Raw genomic sequence first — 23,300 nt, 5'->3', positions numbered from 1 at the left:
GTCTTTCGAGAGGATCAGCGGGCGTAGGGTCGGTGCAGACCGACCTCGCGATTGAGTTCGACGCCGAAGCCGGGGGCGTCGGAGAGCTTCAGCTTGCCGTTCACTGGCACGGGCTCGCCGATCAGCTGGGGCGCGAACATCGGCACCACCTCGTCGGCCTTGGGGGCCATCATCAGGAACTCGGCGAACGGGCTGTTATGGCGGGTGATCACGAAGTGGTAGCTGTAGACGGACGAGCCGTGCGGGATGCACAGCACGCCGCGGCTGTCGGCGAGGTTGGAGATCTTGACCAGCTCGGTCATGCCGCCGCACCAGCCGACGTCGGGCTGGATGATGTCGCAGCACTCCATCTCCAGCAGCATGCGGAAGCCCCAGCGGGTGGCCTCGTGCTCGCCGGTGGTGACCAGCATGCCCTTGGGCGCGTTCTTCTTCAGGTCGCGATAGCCCCAGTAGTCGTCGGGGCTCAGCGCCTCCTCGATCCACTTCAGGCCGTACTCGTGCGCCTTGTGGGCCAGCCTCGTGGCGTAGTTCAGGTCCAGCGCCATCCAGCAGTCGAACATCAGACAGAAGTCCTCGCCCACGCGCTCGCGCATGGTCGCCAGTTCCTCCAGGTTCTTGCGCAGGCCTTCCTCGCCCTCGGCCGGGCCGTGGTGCAGGGGCATCTTGCCGCCGATGAAGCCCATCTGCTGGGCCAGATCCGGCCGTGCGCCGGTGGCGTAGAAGGTCAGCTCGTCGCGGACCTTGCCGCCCAGCAGGTGGTGGACCGGCTCGCCGCGCAGCTTGCCCAGCAGATCCCACAGCGCCAGGTCGACGCCCGACAGGGCGTTCACCACCAGGCCCTTGCGGCCGTAATACTGGGTGGAGAAGTACATCTGGTCCCAGATCTTTTCGATCTCCGTCGGGTCGCGGCCTTCCAGGAAGCGGGCCAGGTGCTTTTCGACGATGTAGGCGGCGGGTTCGCCGCCGGTGGTCACCGCGAAGCCGATCGTGCCGTCGGCGGCCTCGATCTCGACCACCAGCGTGCCCAGCACGTTGATGCCGAAGCTCTGGCGGCTCTGGCGGTACTCCGGATAGCGCGACATCGGCGTGGCGATGTGGTCGTCGATCCAGTGACCTTCGCCCTGGTCGTGATAATCGGCGCCGCCGCCGCGCACGACATAGGCCCGAACCTGCCGGATGAGGGGAAACGGCATGGGAAAAACCAGCTCCAGCCCAACACTTCCTGAAAGGAAGCGATCAACTTAAAGGAAGGGAAGGGCGTATCGCGAGGCAAAGGCCTCCGACATGCTTGGCGAGACCTTCAAAGGTCGCGCCTACCTCCCCGGGACGTCCTATGACACGGTGGCGCGCCCTGACTTTCGGAGACCGGATCGTCGCCTTCGCCGCTTGCGTTAGGTACCATATTATGAGAGAGAGTGCTACAAAATGAAACGTGACGCGTCAAGGGGAGCCTCAGTGGCGGGCAAGGAAGACAGCTCCGGCGGTAAGGCGCCCAGCGGCAGCCAGACCTTGTTTCGCGGCCTGGATCTGCTCGACGTGGTCGCCGATTCCGGCACGATCGGCCTGCCGGCCCTGGCCCAGCGCCTGGGCCTGACGCGCAGCACCACGCACCGCCTGGCCACCGCCCTGGTCGAGCGCCGGCTGCTGACCCAGACCCCGCGCGAAGGCTACAGCCTGGGCTCCAAGCTGCTGGAGCTGGGCTATCTGGCCGGCCAGCAGATGGACCTGCCGCGCCTGGCCCGCCCGCATATCGAGAAACTGTGGGACCAGTCCGAAGACACCGTTCACCTGGGCGTGCTGGAAGGCGATCGCGCCCACTATCTGGACAAGCTGACCGGCCGCCGCCGGATCAACATCAGCTCGCGGGTCGGCGACCGCCAGCCGATCCGCTCGACCGGCCTGGGCAAGGCGCTGGTGCTGGACGAGACCGAGGCGCGCTGGCGCGAGCTGTATCGCAAGGAAGGTCCGCGCTCGGCGCATGGCCCGGACGAAGAGCAGTGGATCGCCTGGATGCGCGACTACGCCAAGCGCGGCGTGGCCTATGACCTCGAAGAGAACGAGGACCGCATCCGCTGCGTCGCCGCGCCGATTCGCGGTCCCAGCGGCGCGATCGTCGCGGCCATCAGCGTTTCGGGCGCGGCCCAGTACATGGACGACGCGCGCATGACCGACCTGACCGAGACGGTGCGCCAGTGCGCCAACGCCATCGCCGTCGAGCTGGGCTGGAACGAGAAGAGGACGCCCGCCAAGCGGTAGGCCGTCGCCAGGGTGCAGTGGAGGAACGATGCTTCTGAAGGACAAGGTGGTGCTGGTGACCGGCGCCTCGCAGGGGATCGGCAAGGCGGCCGCCATCGGCTGCGCCCGGCACGGCGCGGACGTGGCGATCAACTACCATTCCGATGAGGCCGGCGCGGCCGACGCCGTGCGCGAGATCGAGGCCCTGGGTCGCCGCGCCATCGCCGTGAAGGGCGACGTGGCCGAGGGCGCCACCGCGACGTCCTTCATTGAGGCCGCCGTTGACGCGTTCGGCAAGGTCGACGTGTTCGTCAACAACGCCGGCATCTGTCCGTTCCACGCCTTCCTCGACATGCCGCCCGAGGTGATGGAGCGGACGATGAAGGTCAACCTGTTCGGCGCTTACTACATGGTGCAGGCGGCGGCCAACCAGATGGTCCGCCAAGGCCATGGCGGCGCGATCATCGCCGTCAGCTCGATCAGCGCCCTGGTCGGCGGCGGCATGCAGACCCACTACACCCCGACCAAGGCCGGCGTGCACAGCCTCATGCAATCGACGGCCATCGCGCTGGGAAAGTACGGCATTCGCTGCAACTCGGTGCTGCCGGGCACCATCGAGACCGCCATCAACAAGGAAGACCTGGCCGATGCCGCCAAGCGCGAGTATATGAGCGGCCGCATTCCGCTGGGGCGCCTGGGTGAGCCCGACGACCTGGCCGGGCCGATCGTCTTCCTGGCGTCGGATCTGGCCAAGTACGTCACCGGCGCGGCCCTGCTGGTCGACGGCGGCGCGTTCGTGAACCTGCAGTAGCCCGGTGACCGTCTCCCGATGATCGTTTCCTCCACCACCGACTTCCGCGAGGCGGCCCGGCGCAAGCTGCCGCGTTTCCTGTTCGACTATATCGACGGCGGCGCCTATGCCGAGCGGACCCTGGCGCGCAACGTCTCCGACCTGGCCGACCTCAGCCTGCGCCAGCGGGTGCTGAAGGACGTCTCCCAGGTCGACCTGTCGACCACCCTGTTCGGTCATTATCAGGCCCTGCCGGTCGCCCTGGCCCCGGTGGGGCTGACGGGCATGTACGCCCGGCGCGGCGAATGCCAGGCGGCCAAAGCCGCGGCCGCCAAGGGCGTGCCGTTCTGCCTGTCGACGGTCTCGGTCTGCGACCTGGCCGAGGTGTCCAAGGCCAGCCCCGCGCCGATCTGGTTCCAGCTCTACGTGCTGCGCGACCGGGCCTTCATGCGCGACCTGCTGGCCCGGGCGGCCGACGCCGGGGCCACCGCCCTGGTCTTCACTGTCGACATGCCGGTGCCCGGCGCCCGCTATCGCGACGCCCATTCGGGCATGAGCGGTCCCAACGCGGCGGCCCGGCGGCTGATGCAGGCGGTGTTCAAGCCCAGCTGGGCTTGGGACGTGGGCGTGATGGGCCGACCCCACACCCTGGGCAACGTCGCCCCGGTGCTGGGCGCCAATTCCGGCCTCGAGGACTTCATGGGCTGGCTGGGGGCCAATTTCGACCCCTCGATCCAGTGGAAGGACCTCGACTGGATCCGCGACCAGTGGAAGGGCCCGCTGATCATCAAGGGCGTGCTGGATCCCGAGGACGCCAGGGCCGCGGCGGATGTCGGCGCCGACGGCGTCGTGGTCTCCAACCACGGCGGCCGGCAGCTGGACGGGGTGCTGTCCTCGGCCCGCGCCTTGCCCGACATCGCCGAGGCGGTGGGCGACAGGCTGACCGTGCTGGCCGACAGCGGCGTGCGCTCCGGCCTGGACGTGGTGCGGATGCTGGCTCTAGGCGCCAAGGGCGTCCTGCTGGGCAGGGCCTTCATCTACGCCCTGGCCGCGCGCGGCGGGCCGGGGGTCAGCCAGCTGCTGGACCTGATCGAGAAGGAGATGCGGGTGGCCATGGCCCTGACCGGCGTCAACACGCTGGCGGAGATCGACCGCTCCATCCTGGCCAAGGTCGACCGGTGAGCCTGGCGTCGCTGGTCGCCGCCCTGGCGCTGGTCCAGGCCGCGCCGGGCGCGCCCAGACCTGACCTGACCGACGTGCCGCCGCCGCCAGCCATGGAAGCGCCGGTCGCGCGCATCCTGATCGCCAGCGACTCCACCGCCGCCAACTACGGCGCCTCGGCCTATCCGCAGATGGGCTGGGGCATGGTGCTGAAATGCTCGCTGGATCCCCGCGTCGAGGTGGTGAACCTGGCGCGCGGTGGCCGCTCGACCAAGACCTTCATCGAGGAGGGCCTTTGGACGGGGCTGCTGGAAAAGCTCCGGCCCGGCGACACCGTGCTGATCCAGTTCGGCCACAACGACGCCGACCGGGTGAAGATCGTTCGCTTCACCGACCCCAAGGGCGCCTACACCGACAACCTGACCCGCTTCGTCGCCGACGTCCGGGCCAAGGGCGGCCAGCCGGTGCTGATGACCCCGATCGCCAAGCACGTGTTCGTCGGCGACCGGGTGCAGGAAACCCACGGTCCCTACGCCCAGGCCGTCCGGGCCGTGGCCCGGGCCATGGGCGCGCCGCTGATCGACCTGGACGCCGACATGATGGGCGCCCAGCAGGCGCGGGGCGAGGCGGGGTCGCGCGGCTTCTACCTGATTTACACGCCGCAGGACGGCGTCGCCCGCTATCCGAACGGCAACAGCGACACGACCCATATCAACGAGGGCGGGGCGCGGCTGGCGGCGTCGCTAGTGGCCGGCCGCCTGGCGTTCCTGAAGCTGCCGGTCTCGGCTTATGTGCACCCGGCCTCGACCGGCGACCAGCCTACCCTCGGCGGTCCGCGCTGCCCGGGGCGGTAGGGGCAAAAAGAAAAGCGGAGCGTTTCGAGGCGCTCCGCTGGCCCGGTTGGGGGAACGGGCGAGTCGCGTGTGAGAAGGAATGGACAGGAGTTCAAGTCCTATGTCCGATTTTCCACAATGTGGAACATCATTCGATATAGTGAGAATGTCTTGACAGGCGCCCGGATGTCAAGCCACAGGTGGCGAAAGGCCTGAAGTGGTCTGGCCAATTTGGGGCGGCACGATGCTACGCATCCTTTGGGGTTCGGTCCTGGCCTGGCTGTGCGTACTGTCCCTGGGTCTGGCGAGCCCGGCGGCCGCCGCTTCCCGGATCGACCGGCCCTTCAACGACGGCTGGCGGATGGCGATCGGCGAGATCGCCGGGGCCGAGACGCCCGAGTTCGACGACGCTGGCTGGAAGCCCGTAACCCTGCCGCGCGCGTGGAACGAGGACGAGGCTTTCAAGGTCGACATCCACGACCTGAAGGGCGGGATCACCTGGTATCGCAAGCGCTTCGTCCTGCCGTCCGACATCGGGCCGGCGACGGGCGGCAAGGCCTTCATCGAGTTCGAGGGCGTACGCCAAGCCGGCGACGTCTATGTCAACGGCGTCCTGGTCGGCGGTCACGAGAACGGGGTCACGGCCTTCGGCGTCGACGCCACGAAAGCCCTCAGGCCCGCGCCGTTCGTCAATATCGTGGCCGTGCGGGTCGACAGCGACTGGAAGTACAAGGAGCGCGCCACCGGCAGCGCCTTCCAGTGGAACAACAACAACTTCAACGTCAATTACGGCGGGATCCACCGAGCGGTGCGGCTGCACCTGACCGGAGCCCTGCATCAGACCCTGCCGCTCTATTCCAGCCTGGGCACGACCGGCGTCTATGTCTGGGCCGACCAGTTCGACATCAGGGGCGGGGCCGCGAGCGTCCATGCCGAGTCGCAGGTGCGCAATGCATCCGACCGGCCGCGCACCTTCCGCTACCGCGTGAGCCTGCGCGACGTCGACGGCAAGCCGGCCGGAGCCTTCGACGGCCCCGCCGTCACCCTGGTGCCCGGGGAGACCCGCACGGTCTCGGCCCAGGCCCGGCTGAAGGGCCTGCATTTCTGGAGCTGGGGCTATGGTTATCTCTATGCGGTGACCACCGAGCTGATGGAAGACGGCGCCAGCGTCGACGCCGTCGTCACCCGCACGGGCTTTCGCAAGACCGCGTTCAACAACGGCATGATCTTCCTCAACGACCGGGTCATGCAGGTGCACGGCTACGCCCAGCGCACCAGCAACGAGTGGCCAGCCCTGGGGACCGACATTCCGCCGTGGATCAGCGACTTCTCCAACGCCCTGATGGTCGAGAGCGGCGGCAACCTGGTGCGCTGGATGCACATCGCCCCGGCCGCCCAGGACGTGGAATCGGCCGACCGCGTGGGCCTGCTCCAGGCCATGCCGGCCGGCGACGCCGAGAGCGACGTCACGAGCCGCCGCTGGGAGCAGCGGGTCGAGGTGATGCGCGACGCCATCGTCCGCTTCCGCAACAACCCCTCGATCCTGTTCTACGAGGGCGGCAACGAGAACATCAGCGACGCGCACATGGCCGAATTGAAAGCGGTCCGCGACCAGTTCGATCCGCACGGCGGCCGCGCCATCGGCTCGCGCGAGATGCTGTCCAGCAAGGTCGCCGAGTACGGCGGCGAGATGCTGTACATCAACAAGAGCGCGTCCAAGCCGGTCTGGGCCATGGAATATTCCCGCGACGAGGCGGCGCGGAAGTTCCAGGACGACTTCACCCCGCCGTTCCACATCGACAGCCCCGACTACAATCGCAACCAGGACAGCCACGCGGCCGAGGACGTGCGCCGCTGGTTCGACTACTGGCGCGAACGGCCTGGGGGCGGGGACCGCGTCAGCTCGGGCGGGGTCAACATCATCTTCTCCGACAGCAACACCCACTTCCGCGGCGACAACAACTACCGCCGCAGCGGCGAGGTCGACGCCATGCGCCTGCCCAAGGAGGGGTTCTACGCGCACCAGGTGATATGGGACGGCTGGGTCGACGTCGAGCATCCGCGCAGCCACATCATCGGCCACTGGAACTACTCGCCGGGCGTGATCAAGGACGTGCTGGTGGTCTCCAGCGCTGACAGCGTCGAGCTGGTGCTGAACGGCCGATCGCTGGGGCGGGGCGTGAGGTCCGAGGGCTTCCTGTTCACCTTCAAGGCCGTGGCCTGGGCGCCGGGGACCCTGCGCGCGGTCGGCCGCGACGCCGCCGGCAAGGTCGTCTCGTCGGACGAGCGGGTCACCACTGGCCCGGCCATGGCCCTGCGCCTGACGCCGCATGTCGGCCCGGCCGGCTGGCGGGCCGACGGGGCCGACCTCGCCCTGGTCGACGTCGAGGCGGTCGACGCCCAGGGCCGGCGCGCTCCCGCCGCCCTGGACCTGGTGATCTTCGACGTCGCCGGCCCGGCCGAATGGCGCGGCGGCATCGCCCAGGGCGACTCCGGGGGCGGGGCCAAGCCGACCGAGGCCCCGGCCTCGCCGACGGGCGATGTCGTCACCGGGGCGCATACGGTGGACGGGGTGACCTCGTACGCCGGCGCTTCGCGGGGCGACGATAACTACATCCTGTCCCGGACCCTGCCGGTCGAAGCGGGGATCAATCGCGTGGCCCTGCGCTCGACCCTGGCGACGGGCAAGGTCACCGTGACGGCGCGGGCCGAGGGGCTGAAGCCCGCGACCGTGACGCTGGACGTCGCGCCGCCGTCGGCCGTCGAGGCCCTGCCGCCCGTCAGCCTGGCGCGCGGTCCGACGCCGGCGACCCCGTCGTTCAAGGTCCGTCGCGTCGCCCTCAAGCCCGTCGCCACCCTGGCCGGCTCCAATCCCGCCACGGTCGGCCTGGCTCGCGACGACGACGAGACGACCCACTGGGCCAGCGACGGCCAGTTGGCCAACGCCTGGATCGAGTACCAACTGGACGAGCCCCAGGTGATCAACGAGGTGGTGCTGAAGCTGATCGGCTGGCGCCTGCGCTCGTACCCGCTGCGCATCACGATGGACGGCGTCACCGTTTACGAGGGCGTACCGGCCAAGAGCCTTGGCTACGTGACCCTGCCGCTGAAGTCGGTGAAGGGCCGCAAGCTGCGCATCGCCCTGACTGGCCCCACCGTCGACCGCGACGCCTTCGGCAAGATCGTCGAGATCACCGGCGCCCGGGCGGGGCTGGATACGGGCGCCGAGAAGGTGGCGGCCGGCGGGGGGCTGGGGATCATCGAGGCGGAGCTGTATCGGCGGCCATGATTGGCGCGATCCATACTTGCCCCCACCCGACCGCTTCGCGGTCTGTCCGCCCCCATGGGGGGGCGGAGCCTTCGCGCTTGAGGCTCTTCCCCCTCTGGGGGAGGAGGGCCGCAGGCCCGGAGGGAGCAAGTATTGACGGGACCTGCGCTACCGCTCGGCCTTGGCCACCTCCACCGCATACACGTGGTTGGCTCCGTGCATGTTGGAGCGGAACACGATCCACCTGGCGTCGGGCGTGAAGTTGACGTTCGGCTCGAGTCGGTAGTCGTGGTCTTTCATGTTCACCAGCCGCTCGGTGTCCAGCACGCCCGGCTGGATCAGCGCCTCGGACCCTGGAGCGTGGATGCCGGCGACGTCGGGGATGGCGCGGGGGCGCATCAGGTACAGCCACTTGCCGTCGGGCGCGTGGGCGACCATCTCGCTGTCGCCGCCGTCGCCGGCGAACAGCTTGCCGTCCGGCGAGGTGTTGAAGTGCACCGACCAGGCGTTGCGGTCCAGGTGCAGCCAGGTGCGCCTGCCGGTGGCGATCTCATAGCCGGCCACCCAGAAGTCCTCACCGCGCGGGGTCTGCAGATCGTACCAGACGGTCCTACCGTCGGCGCTGAACCATTCATGGCCGGCGATCTCCATGTTCATGGTCCGGGTATGGACCTTGACCGGCGGATCGGCCTTGTCGGTGCGGACCAGCCACAGGCGGTCGACCTTATGCCAGGGCCCCTCGTGGCAGAACATCAGCAGGTGCGGGTCGGTGGGCGAGAACTGCAGGTGGTTCAGCCAGTCGGTCGCCTGGTGCACGACCTTGCGCGCGCCGGTGGCCGTGTCGATCGTGAAGATCTCCATCGGGATGCGGCTGTCCAGGCGGGCGTTCAGCTGCACCTCGCGACCCTCGGCGTAGGACAGCGCGCGACCGTCCGGACCCTTCACGTCGTCGGGATTGCGGGGCAGGGCGTCGGCCAGGTTGGGCGGGATCGGGACGTCGGTGCGGTTGGCCACCCCGGCCAGCAGGGTCTCGTCGGCGTTGATCGTCTGGACGCCCACGCCCTTGGCCAGCCGGGCGACCTGGCGCACCGCCCGAGTCTTCGGATCGACCGCCTCGACCACGCCGGTCCCGTCCTGCGCCAGGCGCTGGTAGTAGACCTGGCCGGTCTTGCGGCCGACGAACAGCAGCCGAACCTTGCCCTCGACCAGCGGGCGCAGGGCGTGGGTCTTCAGGTCGACGCCGGAGATCCCGTCGGGCGTGCTGATAGCCAGGGTCGTCCCGTCGGGCGTGTAGCCGTTGAAATTGAAATAGAGGCTGCCGCTGCCGGCCTTGTCGGACAAGCGGATCACCCGGTGGCCGGTGTCCTTGTCGATCCATTCGCGCGGCGGCTCGGCCGCGCCGGGCCTGGGCTGGGTGACGACGTCCTGGGCGTGGGCGGACGGCGTCAGCACCGTCAGGGCAAACGCCAAGGCGAAGAGAAGGGGAGCTTTCATCGGCGGTCTCACCGGGTGCGGATGTGGGGACGGGGCGGGGCCTTCATGCCCTCGCCGAGATAGAAGCTGGTGTGCGGCGGCTGGTTGTAGGCGGTGTTCTGCCAGGCGATCGACAGCCGATACTGCGGATCGTGCATCAGCGTGACCAGCCGTCTTTGGGTAAAGTACGGCGTGGCGTAGATCCGCAGGGAGCGGTTGTCCTCGGCCCGCCAGATCACCTCTTCGCGCCAGTCGCCCAGGATGTCGGCCGACAGGACCGGGGTCGCCTTTGTGCCGTTGTTTGAGGCCGCGCCGGCGGCCGTCAGCAGCGGAACCGCCTGTCCGGTCTTCCAGTCCCACTTGCTGATCTGGGTCTTGTCCAGCAGCTCGCGCAGGTCGTCGCCGTCCCACCAGATGGCGAAGTTGGTCTGGCGCGGATGCTGGACGCCGTCGATCGGCCTGCCCTGGGCGGTGTAGAGCCGGTCGCTGTTGGTCCCCCAGGCCTCGACGCCGGGGAAGCGCGGGTCGATGTCGGCCGCCAGGCCCCGGCCGGTGTCGTGGTCGGTGGGCGTGCTCCACAGCACCTTGCCGGTGCGGGCGTCGAGCATGGCCGCGCCAATCCCGCCGTTCCGGCCGGGACTCTCGTGAACGCCGAACTTCTCGAGGCCGGGATGGGCGGGATCCAGGTCCGACACGTGCATGGCGTCGCCGTGGAACAGCTGGGCGCTCCACAGGCCCTTGCCGTCGTCGTCTACGGCCATCGAGCCGTAGACGATCTCGTCGCGTCCGTCGCCATCGACATCGGCGACGCTGAGCTGGTGATTGCCCTGGCCGCCGAATCTTTCATTGCCGGGCGCGGCGCTGTCGAACAGCCAGCGCCGAGTCAGCTTGCCGTCCCGGAAGTCCCAGGCCGCCAGGGTGGTGCGGCCGTAGTAGCCGCGGGCGAAGACCAGGCTGGGCCGCCGGCCGTCCAGATAGGCGGTGCCGGCCAGGAAGCGGTCGGAGCGGTTGCCGTAGCCGTCGCCCCAGACCTGCGTCATCTCCTCGATGCTCGGGGCGTTGGTGCGCGGGTCGCGTGGCGGCGAATAGGGCGCGCTGGCCAGGGCCTTGCCGGTCCGGCCATCGAACACGGTCAGGTACTCGGGACCCTTGAGGATGCGACCCTGCACCCGGGCCACCTTCGTGCCGTCGGTCAGGACGGTGGCGCCGGTCTTGTCGGCTTGGGGCCGCTCGCCGCCGCGCTCGCGCCAGTCGGCGTTGGGATCGCCCAGCACCCGGCCGGTCCCGTCGATCGTACCGTCGCTAGTGCGCAGGGCCACCTCGGCCCGGCCGTCGCCGTCATAGTCATAGACCTGGAACTGGGTGTAGTGGGCGCCGGCCCGGATGTTGCGGCCCAGGTCGATGCGCCACAGGCGCCGGCCCTCCAATGTGTAGGCGTCGAGGAAGACCGGCCCGGTATAGCCGCCGAAGGCGTTGTCCTTGGAATTGGTCGGGTCCCACTTGAGGACGATCTCGTAGCGGCCGTCGCCGTCCAGGTCGCCGACACTGGCGTCGTTGGCGGTGTACGAATAGGCCTCGCCCGCGGGTGTGACGCCGTCGGCGGGGGGCTGGATCGGGACGCTCAGATAGCCGTCGGCCCAGACCCCGGCGGGCTTGCCGGCCGGAGCCTCCCTGCCGCCGACCACGGCGCGCACGGTATAGGCGGCGGACGAAACGCCGGTCTTGTCGACGAAGTCGGTGGGCCCCGCCAGGGGCGCGGCGTTCAGCTTCGCGCCGTCGCGATAGAGGTTGAAGGCGGTCCTGGCCGGCTCGTCGCCCAGCAGCCGCCAGCTGACCAGCACGCCGCCGGCGGCGGCCGGCACGGCGACCAGGCCGCGGTCCAGGGCTTCCATCCGACGAGGCGCCGAGAAGGCCGATCCACCCACGGAGGACAGCACCGTCGCGCACAGCAGGGCCGCCGCCGCGACCCGCGCGCCTCGGTTTTCACCGCGCTGACTCATGCGTCGCAATCCCTTTGGTTTCCCCGTTCCGGCTCGTGACGACCCTTCTTCGCGGCCTTCGGATCGGCGCCTGGGCCGCCTCGCGAGCGTTGCAACACGCTTACATCATGGAACAATGCGGCTGTCTTCCCATAAATTGCATTGACATCTCAATATATGGAATTATCCATTGTATGAGAAATGCGCCGCCGAGCGCGCCGCGAGCTGTCCGAGCAAGGGCGGCCGCAGGGGTCGGTAAGGCGTCCGGGGACCTTCGTCAGGAGGCCCAGGCCTGGTTAGAGGGAGGGAACCCAATGCTTGCATCCACTCGCGGCCGTCGCGCGGCCGTCGCCACCACGTCCTTGCTGGCCTTGGCGGCCAGCCTGGCCTTCGCCGGCGGCGCGTACGCCCAGAGCGCGGCCCCTGGCTCGAACGTCGAGGACAAAGCCAACACCATCGACGAGGTGGTCGTGGTCGGCACCCGCGCCAGCCTGCAGTCGGCGATGAACCGCAAGAAGCGCAACGGCACGATCTCCGACTCGATCGTCGCCGAGGACATCAGCCAGTTCCCCGACAAGAACGTCGGCGAGGCGCTGGGCCGCATCACCGGCGTGCAGCTGGCCCGCGACTTCGGCGAAGGCAACGCGGTGTCGATCCGCGGCGTCGAGCCCGACCTCAACCGCGTCGAGATCAACGGCATGAGCACGCTGTCGACGGCCGGCAACCTGCAGGTCTACGGCGGTGGCGGCCGGTCCAACGACTTCCGCGAACTGGCCTCGGAGCTGGTCCAGTCGATCGACGTGTTCAAGGGCTTCACCGCCGATATGACCGAGGGCGGCGTCGGCGGCACGGTCTCGGTGAAGACCCGCAAGCCGCTGGACTTCAAGAAGCCGACCCTGTCGCTGACCGCCTCGGCCCAGAACCTCGACACCGCCGACACCTGGAAACCGCGCGGCAACCTGTTCGCCGCCACCACCCTGTTCGACGGCCGGTTGGGCCTGATGGCCAACGTCACCTACGACAATGTCGACACCCGCGGCGACTATGTCCGCAACTCGTCGTGGGGCCGGTTCGCCGACTTCGACGCCTCGGCCGACAAGACGGTTCCCTACTACAGCAGCGCCTACAATTCCCAGATCAACGACCTGGCGCGCAACGTTACGACCGCGGCCGGCTGCTCGGGCCTGACCACGCCGGACGCGACCCAGATCTCGACCACCAACCTGCGCAACGCCTGTCTGTCGCAATGGTACGACTACGCGCCTCGCACCGCCCGCTACGGTGTCTGGACCCGCAACGACGAGCGCATCTCGGCCGAATTCACGGCCCAGTACCGCTTCACCGACAAGATCGACGCCTGGGTCAGCTATAACCGCAACGAGCGCTCGCAGACGCTCAACGACATCAACTACGGCACCGACTTCACCACGACGACCCGGCTGCGCAACACGGCCACCGCCACCACCTGCTCGTCGACGAACACCACGGCCGGCGCAGTCAAGGTCGACGCCAACCACAACGTCATCGGCTATACGCTGGGCAATTGCGTGAACACCACCGGGGCCGGCGGCAACAACGGCTTCGGCATCAGCGCCCGCGACTTCAAGTACGACACGACAAGCAATTACTACAACTTCGGCGCCAACTATCGCGGCGACCGCCTGCAGATCGAGTTCCAGGGCTCGAAGGCCGACACCAGCACGGTGTCACAGACCAACAATGTCAGCGTCAGCTTCGACACGCCCGGCATGTCCGTGACGCTGGATCCGGCGACCGGCAATCCGTCGTTCGCCTTCGCCAGCGGCTTCAGCCCCAGCGACGCCGCGGCGATCCGCCAGTGGCAGATCCAGTATCGCCCCTCGAACTCCGGCTCGAAGGAACAGCAGTACAAGCTGGACTTCGACTATGAGACCAACCTGCCGTTCATCAAGAAGATCGAGTTCGGCGGTCGCGCCACCGACTTCTCGACCAAGGGCTACGGCTACGGCGGCTTCATCCTCAGCGGCGGCTCCAACCCCTCTTCGACCACCGACGACACCGTGATCTACTCCAACGCCGTCAATTCGACGGCGGTGGTCTCCAACACCCAGACGGCCGACCAGACCGATCCGGCCTATGGGGCGACCTACGGCACCGGCTACTGGACCACGACGGAAAGCTGGTCGCGCGGCTTCTCCAACGCCCTGTTCGCCTCGGCGATGAGCCCGCTGCCCAGCGACTTCTACTGGGGCGGCGGCTCGATCCCGTCGACCTGGAATTTTCCGGACTTCAACAAGGTCTCGCAGAACCTCGACACCTCGCACTTCAACCTGAACAACCTGGAGAAAACGGTCGGCAGCGACGGCAAGCCCTACCGGCAGTTCCCGTACATCATCTCGGAAAAGACCGACGCCCTGTACCTGAAGTTTGACTACAACTTCCCGCTCGGCAGCTACGATGTTGACGGCAACTTCGGCTGGCGCCGGGTCCACACCCAGACGACCGGCGAGGGCGTTTCGAGCCGCAGCGCGACCTACGGGACGACGACCTACGTGCTGAGCAACTCGCTGGGCAAGATGACCAAGGACTATACGGTCTGGCTGCCCAGCTTCAACGTCGGCCTGTGGTTCATTCCCAACAAGCTGTCCGCCCGCGCCGGCTTCGCCGACCTGATGGCCCGTCCGCGCATGGATTTCCTGATGCCGACCGTGGCCTGCACCACCGACGCCTCGCCGGACGCCAACGGCGAATTCGACGAACCAAGCTGCAACGCCGGCAACCCGGAGTTGAAGCCCTACCGCGCCAAGCAGTACGACCTGAGCTTCGAATACTACCCCAACCAGGACACCCAGGTGTCAGTCGGCCTGTTCAAGAAGGACATCGAGTCGTTCTACGTGTCGTCGCGCACCCTGATCGGCAAGCGCGACGTCTACGGGGACGGCCAGCTCTACAACTACAACACCTACATCAACGGCACGGGCGCCAAGATCGAGGGCGTGGAGATCACGGCCAAGACCGCCTTCACCTTCCTGCCGGGTTTCCTGTCGGGCTTCGGCGTCGACGTCAACTACACCTACCAGAAGGCCAAGAACGTCAAGTTGTTCTCGCAGTTGGACGGCTCGCCGCTGCCGTTCCCGGGTCTGTCCTCGGACAGCGCCAACCTGACCCTGTGGTACGACAAGGGCCCGCTCAACGCCCGCCTGGCCTACAACTACCGCTCCAGGTACCTGGTCTCGGCCGCCGACAACTCGCTCCAGCCCGTCTATCGCGACTCGACGGGCTATCTCGACGGCAAGGTCACCGTGAAACCCGGCTTCAGCTGGGCGCCGGGCCTGTCGTTCTTCGTCGAGGGCAAGAACCTGACCAAGGAAGACGAGCGTTCGACCGCGGGCGACATCCGCCTGACCGAACTGGGCTATTTCGGCCGCCGCTTCTTCGTCGGCGTGACGGCGAAGTTCTAGGGCAGGGCGATCTTCCTTCTCCCCTTGCGGGAGAAGGTGTCAGCGAAGCTGACGGATGAGGGGGGGGGCTCTACGACAAAAGCCGCGACCGGCCTTTCGGCTTGTCGCGGCTTTTTTGTTTCTCGGCCCCGACCGCCTTCGGCCATCGCCCTCTCCGGCAAAGGGAGGGCTATCGCATATGCCCAAATACGACTGTCATCCCGGACGAGCGCGCAGCGCGAAGATCCGGGACCGGGGCGTGAACGCATGCGCTTGCGGCGGTCCCGGATCTGCGCCCGGCTACGCCGGGCTTGTCCGGGATGACAGCTCTTATCTCAGCAAATCCATATGCGATTGCCCCGCCCCAAAGGGAGAGGGACTATGCCAGGGCGAACACCCCGAACCGCCGCACCCGCAGGTGGCTGAACGTCGTGCGCAGGCCGAACCAGCCGCGGGCGTAGGGCTGGGCGTCGTCCAGTTCGAACAGCTTGCGGCCGTCGTTCCAGTACTGGATCAGCCCGCCATCGGCGACCAGCCGCACCGTTCGCCAGCGGTTGGCGACCAGCATCTCGTCGGCCGCCGTATGGTCGTGCTGCGGCAGCAGCGGCCGGTCGCCTGGCCGGCCGACATAGCGCCGGAAGCGGGTCGAGGTGTTCCCGTTGCCGCCCTGGCCGACATAGTAGGTCTTCAGCGTGTCGTAGTCGGCGAAGGCGCCTGTTCGTGGTGTAGCGAGTGGGCTGCCTCCACCCGCGTCGCGAGCCATCCAGAAGGCGTTCAGGTCGCTGACCCGGTCGTTGGGGCCGCCCGCCGAAATCGCCTGGGCCTGGTACCGGATCATCACCGGACTGATCAGCTCGGGCCGGAACCACAGGGTCAGGCCGGCGGGGGCGTCGATGTCCAGCACGCCGTCCTGGACGGTCACCTTGGCCGGCTTCTCGGCCTCGAGCGCCCACTGGTCCAGGCCGTGGCGGAAGTCGTCGGCGTGCACGCGCGACCCGGACCGAGGAGGCCGCGCCGAGGCGGCGAAGGCCGGGCCGGCGGCCAGGGCGGCCAGGCCGCCGAGCATCGCGCGGCGCCTCATCGCTCGTCTCCATCGACGGTCGCCAGCCCCACCCGCAAGGGCGGGTCGATGACCAGGCCGGAAACGTCTTCGCCGACGATGGGCTTCACGCCCTCCGGCCAAGCCAGGCCCAGCCGGCCGAACCGCGCGCCGTGCACGGCCTGCAGCAGGATGGGCGGCCGGGGATCGGGCGTCAGGGTCTCGATCCGCACATTGTCCAGCGTCAGACCCGTGACGTGCCGGACCCAGAGGCCATGGGCGGGGGTGGGGCCGAACATGCTGGGCTCGGGATAGGCCTGGGCCATGTCGCCCGGGCGCCGCTCGGCCCAGGCCGTCTCGCCCCCGCCGCCATAGACCAGGCGGATGTCGGTCAGTTCGACGTCCTCGATCGGGTCGCCCTCCAGCCCGGCGATCGTCGCGGCGTAGTCGGGCAGGATGTCGAAGGCGGTCAGTCCGCGCACGCGGATCCGCCGCATGGCCCCGCGCCGCGTCCCGTCCGGGCCGCGCCCGCGGTCGCCCAGGCGCAGGAACAACGGCGCGGTGGTCACCTCGCGCAGGACGATGTTGTGGATCGAGACGTCCTCGATCGTGCCGCCGTCGACGGTCTCCAGCGCCAGGCCGCGCGAGCGGGTGAACCAGCAGTCGCTGATGGCGATGTGGCGGAAGTCGCCGTTGGATTCGGTGCCCAGCTTGATCCGGCCGGTGACGCGGTCCTGGTCGGGGGCCAGTTGCTGAGTGCGGCCCAGCGTGCCGTCCAGCATGGTGCCCAGGTCGAAGCCGCTGACGTGGCAGCGGGTGATCTCGACCCGCTCGGTGGACCGGGCTTCGCCCAGGGCCAGCGAACTCTTCAGCACGATGGCGTCGTCGTTGGGCGTGTTGATCCGGCAGTCGGCGATGACCACGTCGCGGCAGGCGTCGAGGTCCAGCCCGTCGCGGTTGGTGTCGATCCGCAGGCCTTGGATCGCCAGATGATCGCAGCCGGTGGCCAGCACGGCGAAGTGGCCGCCGCGCCAGATCGTGAAGCCTTCCAGCCGGACCCGGCGGGCGTTCTTCAGAGCGATGGCCTTGTTGCCCTGGCCGGCCATGGCCTCCCGGTCGGGAACCAGGATCGCCATCGCTTCGGGCGACAGGCCCCCCATGCTGACCGGAAACTCGCCGGCCTGGCGGCTCCAACGCGAACCGGGACCTTCGCGGGTCAGGCCCAGTCCGTCGATCAGGCCCGGACCGACGATGGCGACGTCCTCGACGCCGTCGCCCCAGATCAGGCTGTTGCGCCAGTGGCTGTGGCCGAAGTCCTGATAGAGGTCGAACGGATTGGACTCGGCCGGGTCGTAGGCGCTGGCATGGCGGGCGGGATCGGCGGCCTCCAGCACGCAGCCCTCGTCCAGCCGCAGGGCGACGCCGCTCAGCAGCCGTATCGAGAACGACAGCCAGCGGCCGGTTGGCAGCACGACCTCACCGCCGCCGGCTGCGTGCGTCGCCCGGATCGCCGCGTTGATGGCGTCGGTGTCCAGGCTGACGCCGTCGCCCCGCGCCCCGAACGCCCGGACGTCGAGCGGCGCGCGGCTCATGGGTAGAGGCCGTGCCGCTTCAGGAAGGCGTCTAGCAGGGCGGGCCAGGGCATGGCGACGCCGGCGGGGCCGGTGAGGCCGAAGCCGTGGCCGCCGGACTCGAAGACGTGCAGCTCGCTGGCGACCGACTTGGCCCGCAGGGCCTGGAACATCAGCAGGCTGTTCTCCATCGCCACCACCTTGTCGTCGGCCGCGGCGGCGATGAAGGTCGGCGGAGCGTCGGCGGGGATGTCGTGCTCGGCCGACACCGCCAGGCGCTGGGCCTCGGTGGGATCGGCGCCCAGCAGCGACCTCAGCGAGCTGCCGTGGGCGTGCGGCGCGGTCATGGTGATGACCGGATAGAACAGGCCCGCCGCCGCCGGCCGGGTCGACAGGCGGTCGGCCGCGTCCACGGGGGCGTAGGTCTCGACGCCAAAGCGGGTGGCCAGCCGCGCGGCGATGTGGCCGCCGGCCGAGAAGCCGGTCACGGCGATCCGCTCGGGATCCAGGCCCCACTTGCCGGCGTTGGCGCGGATCAGGCGGATGGCGCGCTGGGCGTCCTGCAGGGCGACGTCCGGCCCAGCCGCCCAGCCGTCGGCCGGCAGGCGGTAGTCCATGACGAAGGCGGTGACGCCCTGGTCGGCGATCCAGGCGTCGATCGGCCCGCCGACCTTGCTGACCGCCACGCGGATATAGCCGCCGCCCGGGATCATCAGGATGGCCGCGCCGTTCGGCTTGGCCGGCCGACGCATCGTCAGCCAGGGCCGGGTGACGTTCAGGAAGGCGGTGTCGTTGGGATCGCCGCCGGGCCGACGCAGGATCACCCGCTCGGTGACCGTGACCTTCTCGCCGCCAGGCGGCTTGCCGGGCCACAGATCCATGACCTCGACGGGCGAAGGCGGCGCGGCCTGGGCGCGGCCAAGACTGGGCGCGGCTACGGCCAGGGCGCCAAGGCCGAGCAGGGCGCGGCGGTCCAGCGCAGGATCAGTTGCCACGGGGAGCCTCCGAGCTGTGGGCGGCGCTGGGCGCCAGGACGAAGCCGTCGGGCGAGGGCGGATGCGCCGGGTCGAACGACGGCAGGTCGTCGACCAGGTGGGCGGCCAGGTCGGGGACCTGGGCGCGGATCCCGCTCACTACGCACTGCGCCAGCATATAGGCGCCGTAGTTGTTGTGATGGGTGACGTCCTTGCCGCCGTCGGCGAAGGCCTTCCAGGCATTGTTGGGGCCCAGGGCCTCGTACAGCGCCGCGCTCATGTCCAGCAGGTCGATGACCGGGACGCCGGTCTCGCGGCCGACGGCGCGCACGGCCTCGGGATAATCGCCGAGCGTGTTGACGATCCTGCCGGCCGCGTTGAACCTGCGGCGGTGCATCGAGGTCACCAGCACCGGCCTGGCCCCGCGCCGCCGGGCCTCGCCGACATAGGCCTTCAGATAGTCGCGATAGGTGGTGGCCGCCTCGACATAGGTCTGGGGCCACTGGATCTTCTGGTCGTTGTGGCCGAACTGGATCAGCAGCCAGTCGCCCGGCTTGATGCGGCTGAGCAGCTTGTCCAGCCGGCGTTCCACCAGGAAGGCCTTCAGGGTCTCGCCGGACTCCGCGTGGTTGGCCACCGAGACGTCGGGCTTGAAGAACCGGGGCAGCATCTGGCCCCAACTGGCCCCCGGCTCGAAGCGCTGGTCGGTGACGGTGGAGTCGCCGGCCAGGTAGACCACCGGCACGGTGACGGGCTCGACCCGCAGGCGGCGCACGGCCGGGGCCGGTCCGCAGAACTCCAGGGTCAGCTTGTCGTCCCAGTCGTACGAGCCCTCCTCGCGCGGATTGAGCAGCACCCGCACGCCGCCGGGGGCGTTGGGCGGCGGGGGCGTCAGGGTGGCGTTGCGGACATTGACGACGAACGTCACGGTCGCGGTCCCGCCCGCCTTGGCGACGATCCGCTCGGCCATCAGGCGGCGGGACTCGGCCTTGACCGTGGTGTCGGACGCGGCTTCGCCGCCCAGCGCCAGGGTCACCCGATAGTCGCCCTCGGGCGCGGCCAGCGAGAACAGGAACGGACCGCCGGAAGAGAGGGGAGCGGGGGAGGGTTCGAAGCCGTGGCCGACGGCGGGATCGTAGGCGGCGTCGCGCGCCACGCGGACATAGCCGGGGGCGGGCTTGTCGTCGCCGAAGTCGAAGGCCCAGCCCGGCATCAGTTTTTCGGCCTCCACCGCCCAGCTTGCGGTCGGCGCGGCGGCGAGGGCGGCCAGGACCGCGCGTCTATGCCACATCAGGCGCGGCCTCCCTCTGCGATCTGCGTCGCGCTGCGTTGACCCCACAAATATCGACCGCCTCGCGTCGAGGCAATGGATTTCATATTGCGAGATTAAGTCCCGTAAAATGGAATTCGAGGTTTGGCGATCGGCGAGATGCCGCGTGCCGACGAGGGCGCGGCCTTGCCTGCCCTTCGGCGCTCGCGTTCGTCGAACGCACATTTCAAAACGGTTGCAATTCGACTTGTCGGACTTATCGTATCGACAAAATGAGAGCTTATCCCAATAAATGGGATTTCTCCCATGATCGGGCCCGGACGAACCGGCCCTGCGAGGAAACGCGAGAGGCCGGCATGGGCCGGGCCTCCACGAGGAGGGATTGATGTCTGACCATCGCATTCGGCGCTGGGGCACGGGTTGCTCGGCGCTCGCCCTGGCCTTCACGGGCGTCCTGGCGGCCAGCGCCGCCGACGCCCAGACCGCCCCCTCGCCCGACAACACCGTCGAGGAGGTGGTGGTCACCGGCTTTCGCGAAAGCCTCAAGAGCGCCCTGAGCGTCAAGCGCCAGTCCTCGGGCGTGGTCGACGCCATCAAGGCCGAGGACATCGCCGACTTCCCCGACGCGAACTTGGCCGAATCGATCCAGCGCGTGCCCGGCGTGTCGATCACTCGGGTGGCCGGCGAGGGCCGCACGATCACCGTCCGCGGCCTGCCGCCCACCTTCACCCGCGTGCGCATCAACGGCATGGAGGCCCAGTCGACCAGCGGCGCCACCACCAGCGACCGCGGCGCCAACCTCGGCCGGGGCTTCGACTTCAACACCTTCGCCTCGGAGCTGTTCAGCGGCATCACGGTGCGCAAGACCGCCCAGGCCGAGGTCATCGAAGGCTCGCTGGGCGCGACCGTCGATCTGGAGACCGCCAAGCCGCTGGACCACAAGGGCCTGACCTTCGTGCTGGGCGCCTCGGCCGGCTACAACGACCTGTCCAGGAACGTCGATCCCAAGTTCACGGCCGTGGCCGGCAATAGCTGGAACACCACCTGGGGCGAGTTCGGAGCCCAGGCCTCGCTGGCCTACAGCAAGCGCAAGTTCCTCGAGGACCAGTGGGGTTCGGGCGGCTGGAACCCGGCCACGGTCGACGGCGGCTTCTGCACCCCGGTCGGCGTCGCGCCGCAGAACCCGGCGACCAACGCCGGTAACGGCACGGACGCCCTCAACTGCGCCGCCGGCGTAGCCCGGCCGGCGGCCAACGACACGGTCTACGCCCAGGCCAACCGCTCGACCGTGTTCTTCCCGCGCCTGCCGCGCTACGGCCGGTTCCATCACGACCAGACGCGCACCGGCGCCACCCTGGCCCTGCAGTGGAAGCCGACCTCGCGGACCTCGCTCAGCTTCGACGCCCTCTATTCGGACTACGACGTCAAGCGCGAGGAGAACTGGCTGGAGGGCTTCTCGTTCGCCCGCGCCATCAGCCAGAACGGCAAGCCGCAGACCGCCGTGCGCGAGCTGATCCTGCGCAACGCGGGGACCAGCCACACCGCCGGCGTCAATCTGGGTCAGACGGTCTACGACGTCGACTACGCCCGCTTCGACGGCGTCGACATCCGCTCCGACACCCAGCACGACGAGTTCGAGAACGTCTTCCAGCAATACACTCTGGCCGGGACGCACGAGCTGACCGACCGCCTGAAGGTGACCGGACTGATCGGCTACTCCAAGTCCGACTACGACCAGCCGATGACCACCACGATCATGTTCCAGCGGCCCAACGCCGGCATGACCATCGACTTTCGCAAGAACCGCGACCAGCCGATCATCACGCACGATTTCGACGTGACCGACGCCGGGCTCTACAGCTTCGGCGCGCCCAACGCCGAGGTGCGGCTGCAGCAGATCTACACCACCAACATCTACAAGACCGCCGAGGTGAACCTGGCCTGGGCCTATGACGACGACCTGACGCTCAAGGTCGGCGGGCATTATGACGAGTTCTCGTTCGACACCTCGGCCAAGCAGCGGGCGAACAACTTCCTGGTGCCGACCCTGAGCACGGCCGAGTTGAAGGCGGTGACCAAGGTGGTGTCCGGCTTCGGCGGCCACGGCCTCGACGACGGGGTCTTTCCCAGCCGCTGGGCGACCATCGACTACGACAAGTTCGTCGCCAGCCAGAACCTCTACAGCGAGACCGGGATGTACGCCCTGGTCCCGAACTATGGCGGCGTCCGGCGCGTCGACGAGAAAGTGGCCTCGGCCTATTTTCAGGCCGACCTGAAGACCCAGATCGGCGGCCTGCCGGTGCGCGGCGACATCGGCTTCCGCTTCGCCCAGACCGAGCTGCAGTCGCGCGGTTACCAGATTGGCCCGACGCCGGCGCAGGTGACAGCCGAGAACAAGTACCACGACGTCCTGCCGTCGTTTAACGTCGCGGTCGACGTCCGCGAGAACTTGGTCGTGCGCTTCTCGGGAGCCAAGGTCGTGTCGCGACCGGACCTGGGCTTCCTGACCCCCGGCGGCAGCCTGAACCTGACCGGCACGCCGTCGATCACCTCGGGCAATCCGGACCTGGATCCGATCCGCGCCACGACGGTCGACCTGGGCGCGGAATGGTACTTCGCCCCGGGCGCGCTGCTGGGCGTGGGCGTCTTCTACAAAGATATCGCCACCTATGTGCAGAACCAGTCCCAGCAGATGACCTTCCGCCAGACGGGCCTGCCGATGTCGCTGCTGGGCGCGTCGGGCGTGGATCCGGACAACACCCCGATCACCGTCACCCGCCCGGTGAACACGCCCGGCGGCCCGCTCAAAGGCTTCGAGATCAACTACCAGCAGAACTTCACGTTCCTGCCCGGCCTGCTGCGCCATACCGGCGCACTGATCAACTACACCTATGTCGACTCGCAGATCGACTACTTCCTGGCGGCCGGCGGGGTGACGACCAACGATCTGGTGGGTTTGTCCAAGAACGCCTACAACGCCACGCTGTTCTACGAGGACGACAGGTTCAGCGCCCGGATCTCGGCCGCCTACCGCGACAAGTCGATCGTCGCCCTGCCGGCCAACAACCCGCTGCAGGACCTGGAAGGCTATGACGAGAACCTGACCTTCGACCTGGCGGCCTCGTACCAGATCAACGAGAAGTTCAAGCTCTCGCTGGAGGGACTGAACATCCTCGACCGGTTCAATCGCCAGTTCATCGATTCCGACCGCGACAGCACGTTCGTCTACACCCACACCGGGCGGCAGTGGAATCTGGGGCTGCAGTACAAGTTCTAGACCGAATGCGA

14 protein-coding genes are annotated in these 23,300 nt (G+C 68.5%); 7 read left to right on the top strand and 7 right to left on the bottom strand.

The features are described from left to right. Window positions 1–14: 14 nt before the first annotated feature. Window positions 15–1,193: an L-rhamnonate dehydratase gene (gene rhmD / locus BM066_RS15395; RefSeq protein WP_018113178.1), complete on the bottom strand. Its 1,179-nt coding sequence runs from the start codon at window positions 1,191–1,193 to the stop codon at window positions 15–17. 262 nt (window positions 1,194–1,455) lie between these two features. Here rhmD and BM066_RS15390 point away from each other — a divergent pair, with 262 nt between their 5' ends. The 5 genes from BM066_RS15390 (at window position 1,456) to BM066_RS15370 (ending at window position 8,308) form a co-directional block, all read left to right on the top strand. Then, entirely contained in the window at window positions 1,456–2,256 is an 801-nt protein-coding gene (locus BM066_RS15390; RefSeq protein WP_018113179.1) for an IclR family transcriptional regulator, read from the top strand. A 28-nt stretch (window positions 2,257–2,284) separates the two neighbouring features. Further along, window positions 2,285–3,046 (top strand): SDR family NAD(P)-dependent oxidoreductase, encoded by a 762-nt coding sequence (locus tag BM066_RS15385; protein ID WP_018113180.1) that lies wholly within the window; start codon window positions 2,285–2,287, stop codon window positions 3,044–3,046. 18 nt (window positions 3,047–3,064) lie between these two features. After that, the gene (gene lldD / locus BM066_RS15380; protein WP_018113181.1) at window positions 3,065–4,207 is read left to right on the top strand and encodes an FMN-dependent L-lactate dehydrogenase LldD; all 1,143 of its coding nucleotides are present in this window, start codon (window positions 3,065–3,067) and stop codon (window positions 4,205–4,207) included. Then, a complete protein-coding gene (locus BM066_RS15375) occupies window positions 4,204–5,040 on the top strand; it encodes a rhamnogalacturonan acetylesterase (RefSeq protein ID WP_018113182.1) in 837 nt (278 codons plus the stop codon). Before lldD ends, BM066_RS15375 begins: the two co-directional genes overlap by 4 nt. 223 nt (window positions 5,041–5,263) lie before the next feature. Next, window positions 5,264–8,308 carry a DUF4982 domain-containing protein gene (locus tag BM066_RS15370; RefSeq protein ID WP_018113183.1) on the top strand — a complete coding sequence of 1,015 codons (3,045 nt, stop codon included), beginning with the start codon at window positions 5,264–5,266 and terminating at the stop codon, window positions 8,306–8,308. 147 nt (window positions 8,309–8,455) lie between these two features. Here BM066_RS15370 and BM066_RS15365 read toward each other — a convergent pair whose 3' ends face one another. Next, window positions 8,456–9,781 (bottom strand): oligogalacturonate lyase family protein, encoded by a 1,326-nt coding sequence (locus BM066_RS15365; protein ID WP_029589456.1) that lies wholly within the window; start codon window positions 9,779–9,781, stop codon window positions 8,456–8,458. Window positions 9,782–9,789: 8 nt separating this feature from the next. Continuing rightward, window positions 9,790–11,760 (bottom strand): rhamnogalacturonan lyase, encoded by a 1,971-nt coding sequence (locus tag BM066_RS15360; protein ID WP_029589457.1) that lies wholly within the window; start codon window positions 11,758–11,760, stop codon window positions 9,790–9,792. Between the two features lie 293 nt (window positions 11,761–12,053). On the opposite strand from BM066_RS15360, the gene BM066_RS15355 reads away from it, so the two are divergent. Continuing rightward, a complete protein-coding gene (locus BM066_RS15355) occupies window positions 12,054–15,179 on the top strand; it encodes a TonB-dependent receptor (RefSeq protein ID WP_089929359.1) in 3,126 nt (1,041 codons plus the stop codon). A 358-nt stretch (window positions 15,180–15,537) separates the two neighbouring features. On the opposite strand, the gene BM066_RS15350 is transcribed toward BM066_RS15355, so the two are convergent. The 4 genes from BM066_RS15350 to BM066_RS15335 are packed head-to-tail and all read right to left on the bottom strand — an operon-like array spanning window position 15,538 to window position 20,033. Further along, window positions 15,538–16,239, bottom strand: a complete 702-nt coding sequence (locus tag BM066_RS15350) for a DUF6250 domain-containing protein (RefSeq protein WP_089929357.1) — start codon at window positions 16,237–16,239, stop codon at window positions 15,538–15,540. Then, a complete protein-coding gene (locus BM066_RS15345) occupies window positions 16,236–17,789 on the bottom strand; it encodes a rhamnogalacturonidase (RefSeq protein WP_089929355.1) in 1,554 nt (517 codons plus the stop codon). Before BM066_RS15345 ends, BM066_RS15350 begins: the two co-directional genes overlap by 4 nt. Next, window positions 17,786–18,763: an alpha/beta hydrolase gene (locus BM066_RS15340; protein WP_255367605.1), complete on the bottom strand. Its 978-nt coding sequence runs from the start codon at window positions 18,761–18,763 to the stop codon at window positions 17,786–17,788. The genes BM066_RS15345 and BM066_RS15340 overlap by 4 nt, the downstream gene beginning before the upstream one ends. After that, a complete protein-coding gene (locus tag BM066_RS15335; protein ID WP_089929352.1) occupies window positions 18,753–20,033 on the bottom strand; it encodes a rhamnogalacturonan acetylesterase in 1,281 nt (426 codons plus the stop codon). The genes BM066_RS15340 and BM066_RS15335 overlap by 11 nt, the downstream gene beginning before the upstream one ends. A gap of 364 nt (window positions 20,034–20,397) precedes the next feature. On the opposite strand from BM066_RS15335, the gene BM066_RS15330 reads away from it, so the two are divergent. Beyond that, on the top strand, window positions 20,398–23,289 hold the full coding sequence (locus BM066_RS15330) for a TonB-dependent receptor (protein ID WP_089929349.1): 2,892 nt from the start codon (window positions 20,398–20,400) through the stop codon (window positions 23,287–23,289). Window positions 23,290–23,300: the final 11 nt, after the last annotated feature.

Origin of the sequence: Caulobacter sp. UNC279MFTsu5.1 (assembly GCF_900114015.1) — a bacterium.
In the GTDB taxonomy this organism is placed as follows: Bacteria; Pseudomonadota; Alphaproteobacteria; order Caulobacterales; family Caulobacteraceae; genus Caulobacter.
Note: the sequence above shows the minus strand (reverse complement) of the source record. Positions and strands in the feature narration are given on the sequence as shown.

Bases quoted from the DNA above. Each gene is read 5' to 3' on its own strand.
- BM066_RS15355 (WP_089929359.1), top strand. From the start codon at position 12,054: ATGCTTGCATCCACTCGCGGCCGTCGCGCGGCCGTCGCCACCACGTCC.
- BM066_RS15365 (WP_029589456.1), bottom strand. From the start codon at position 9,781: ATGAAAGCTCCCCTTCTCTTCGCCTTGGCGTTTGCCCTGACGGTGCTG.
- BM066_RS15360 (WP_029589457.1), bottom strand. From the start codon at position 11,760: ATGAGTCAGCGCGGTGAAAACCGAGGCGCGCGGGTCGCGGCGGCGGCC.
- BM066_RS15370 (WP_018113183.1), top strand. From the start codon at position 5,264: ATGCTACGCATCCTTTGGGGTTCGGTCCTGGCCTGGCTGTGCGTACTG.
- BM066_RS15330 (WP_089929349.1), top strand. From the start codon at position 20,398: ATGTCTGACCATCGCATTCGGCGCTGGGGCACGGGTTGCTCGGCGCTC.
- rhmD (WP_018113178.1), bottom strand. From the start codon at position 1,193: ATGCCGTTTCCCCTCATCCGGCAGGTTCGGGCCTATGTCGTGCGCGGC.
- BM066_RS15335 (WP_089929352.1), bottom strand. From the start codon at position 20,033: ATGTGGCATAGACGCGCGGTCCTGGCCGCCCTCGCCGCCGCGCCGACC.
- lldD (WP_018113181.1), top strand. From the start codon at position 3,065: ATGATCGTTTCCTCCACCACCGACTTCCGCGAGGCGGCCCGGCGCAAG.
- BM066_RS15385 (WP_018113180.1), top strand. From the start codon at position 2,285: ATGCTTCTGAAGGACAAGGTGGTGCTGGTGACCGGCGCCTCGCAGGGG.
- BM066_RS15345 (WP_089929355.1), bottom strand. From the start codon at position 17,789: ATGAGCCGCGCGCCGCTCGACGTCCGGGCGTTCGGGGCGCGGGGCGAC.
- BM066_RS15350 (WP_089929357.1), bottom strand. From the start codon at position 16,239: ATGAGGCGCCGCGCGATGCTCGGCGGCCTGGCCGCCCTGGCCGCCGGC.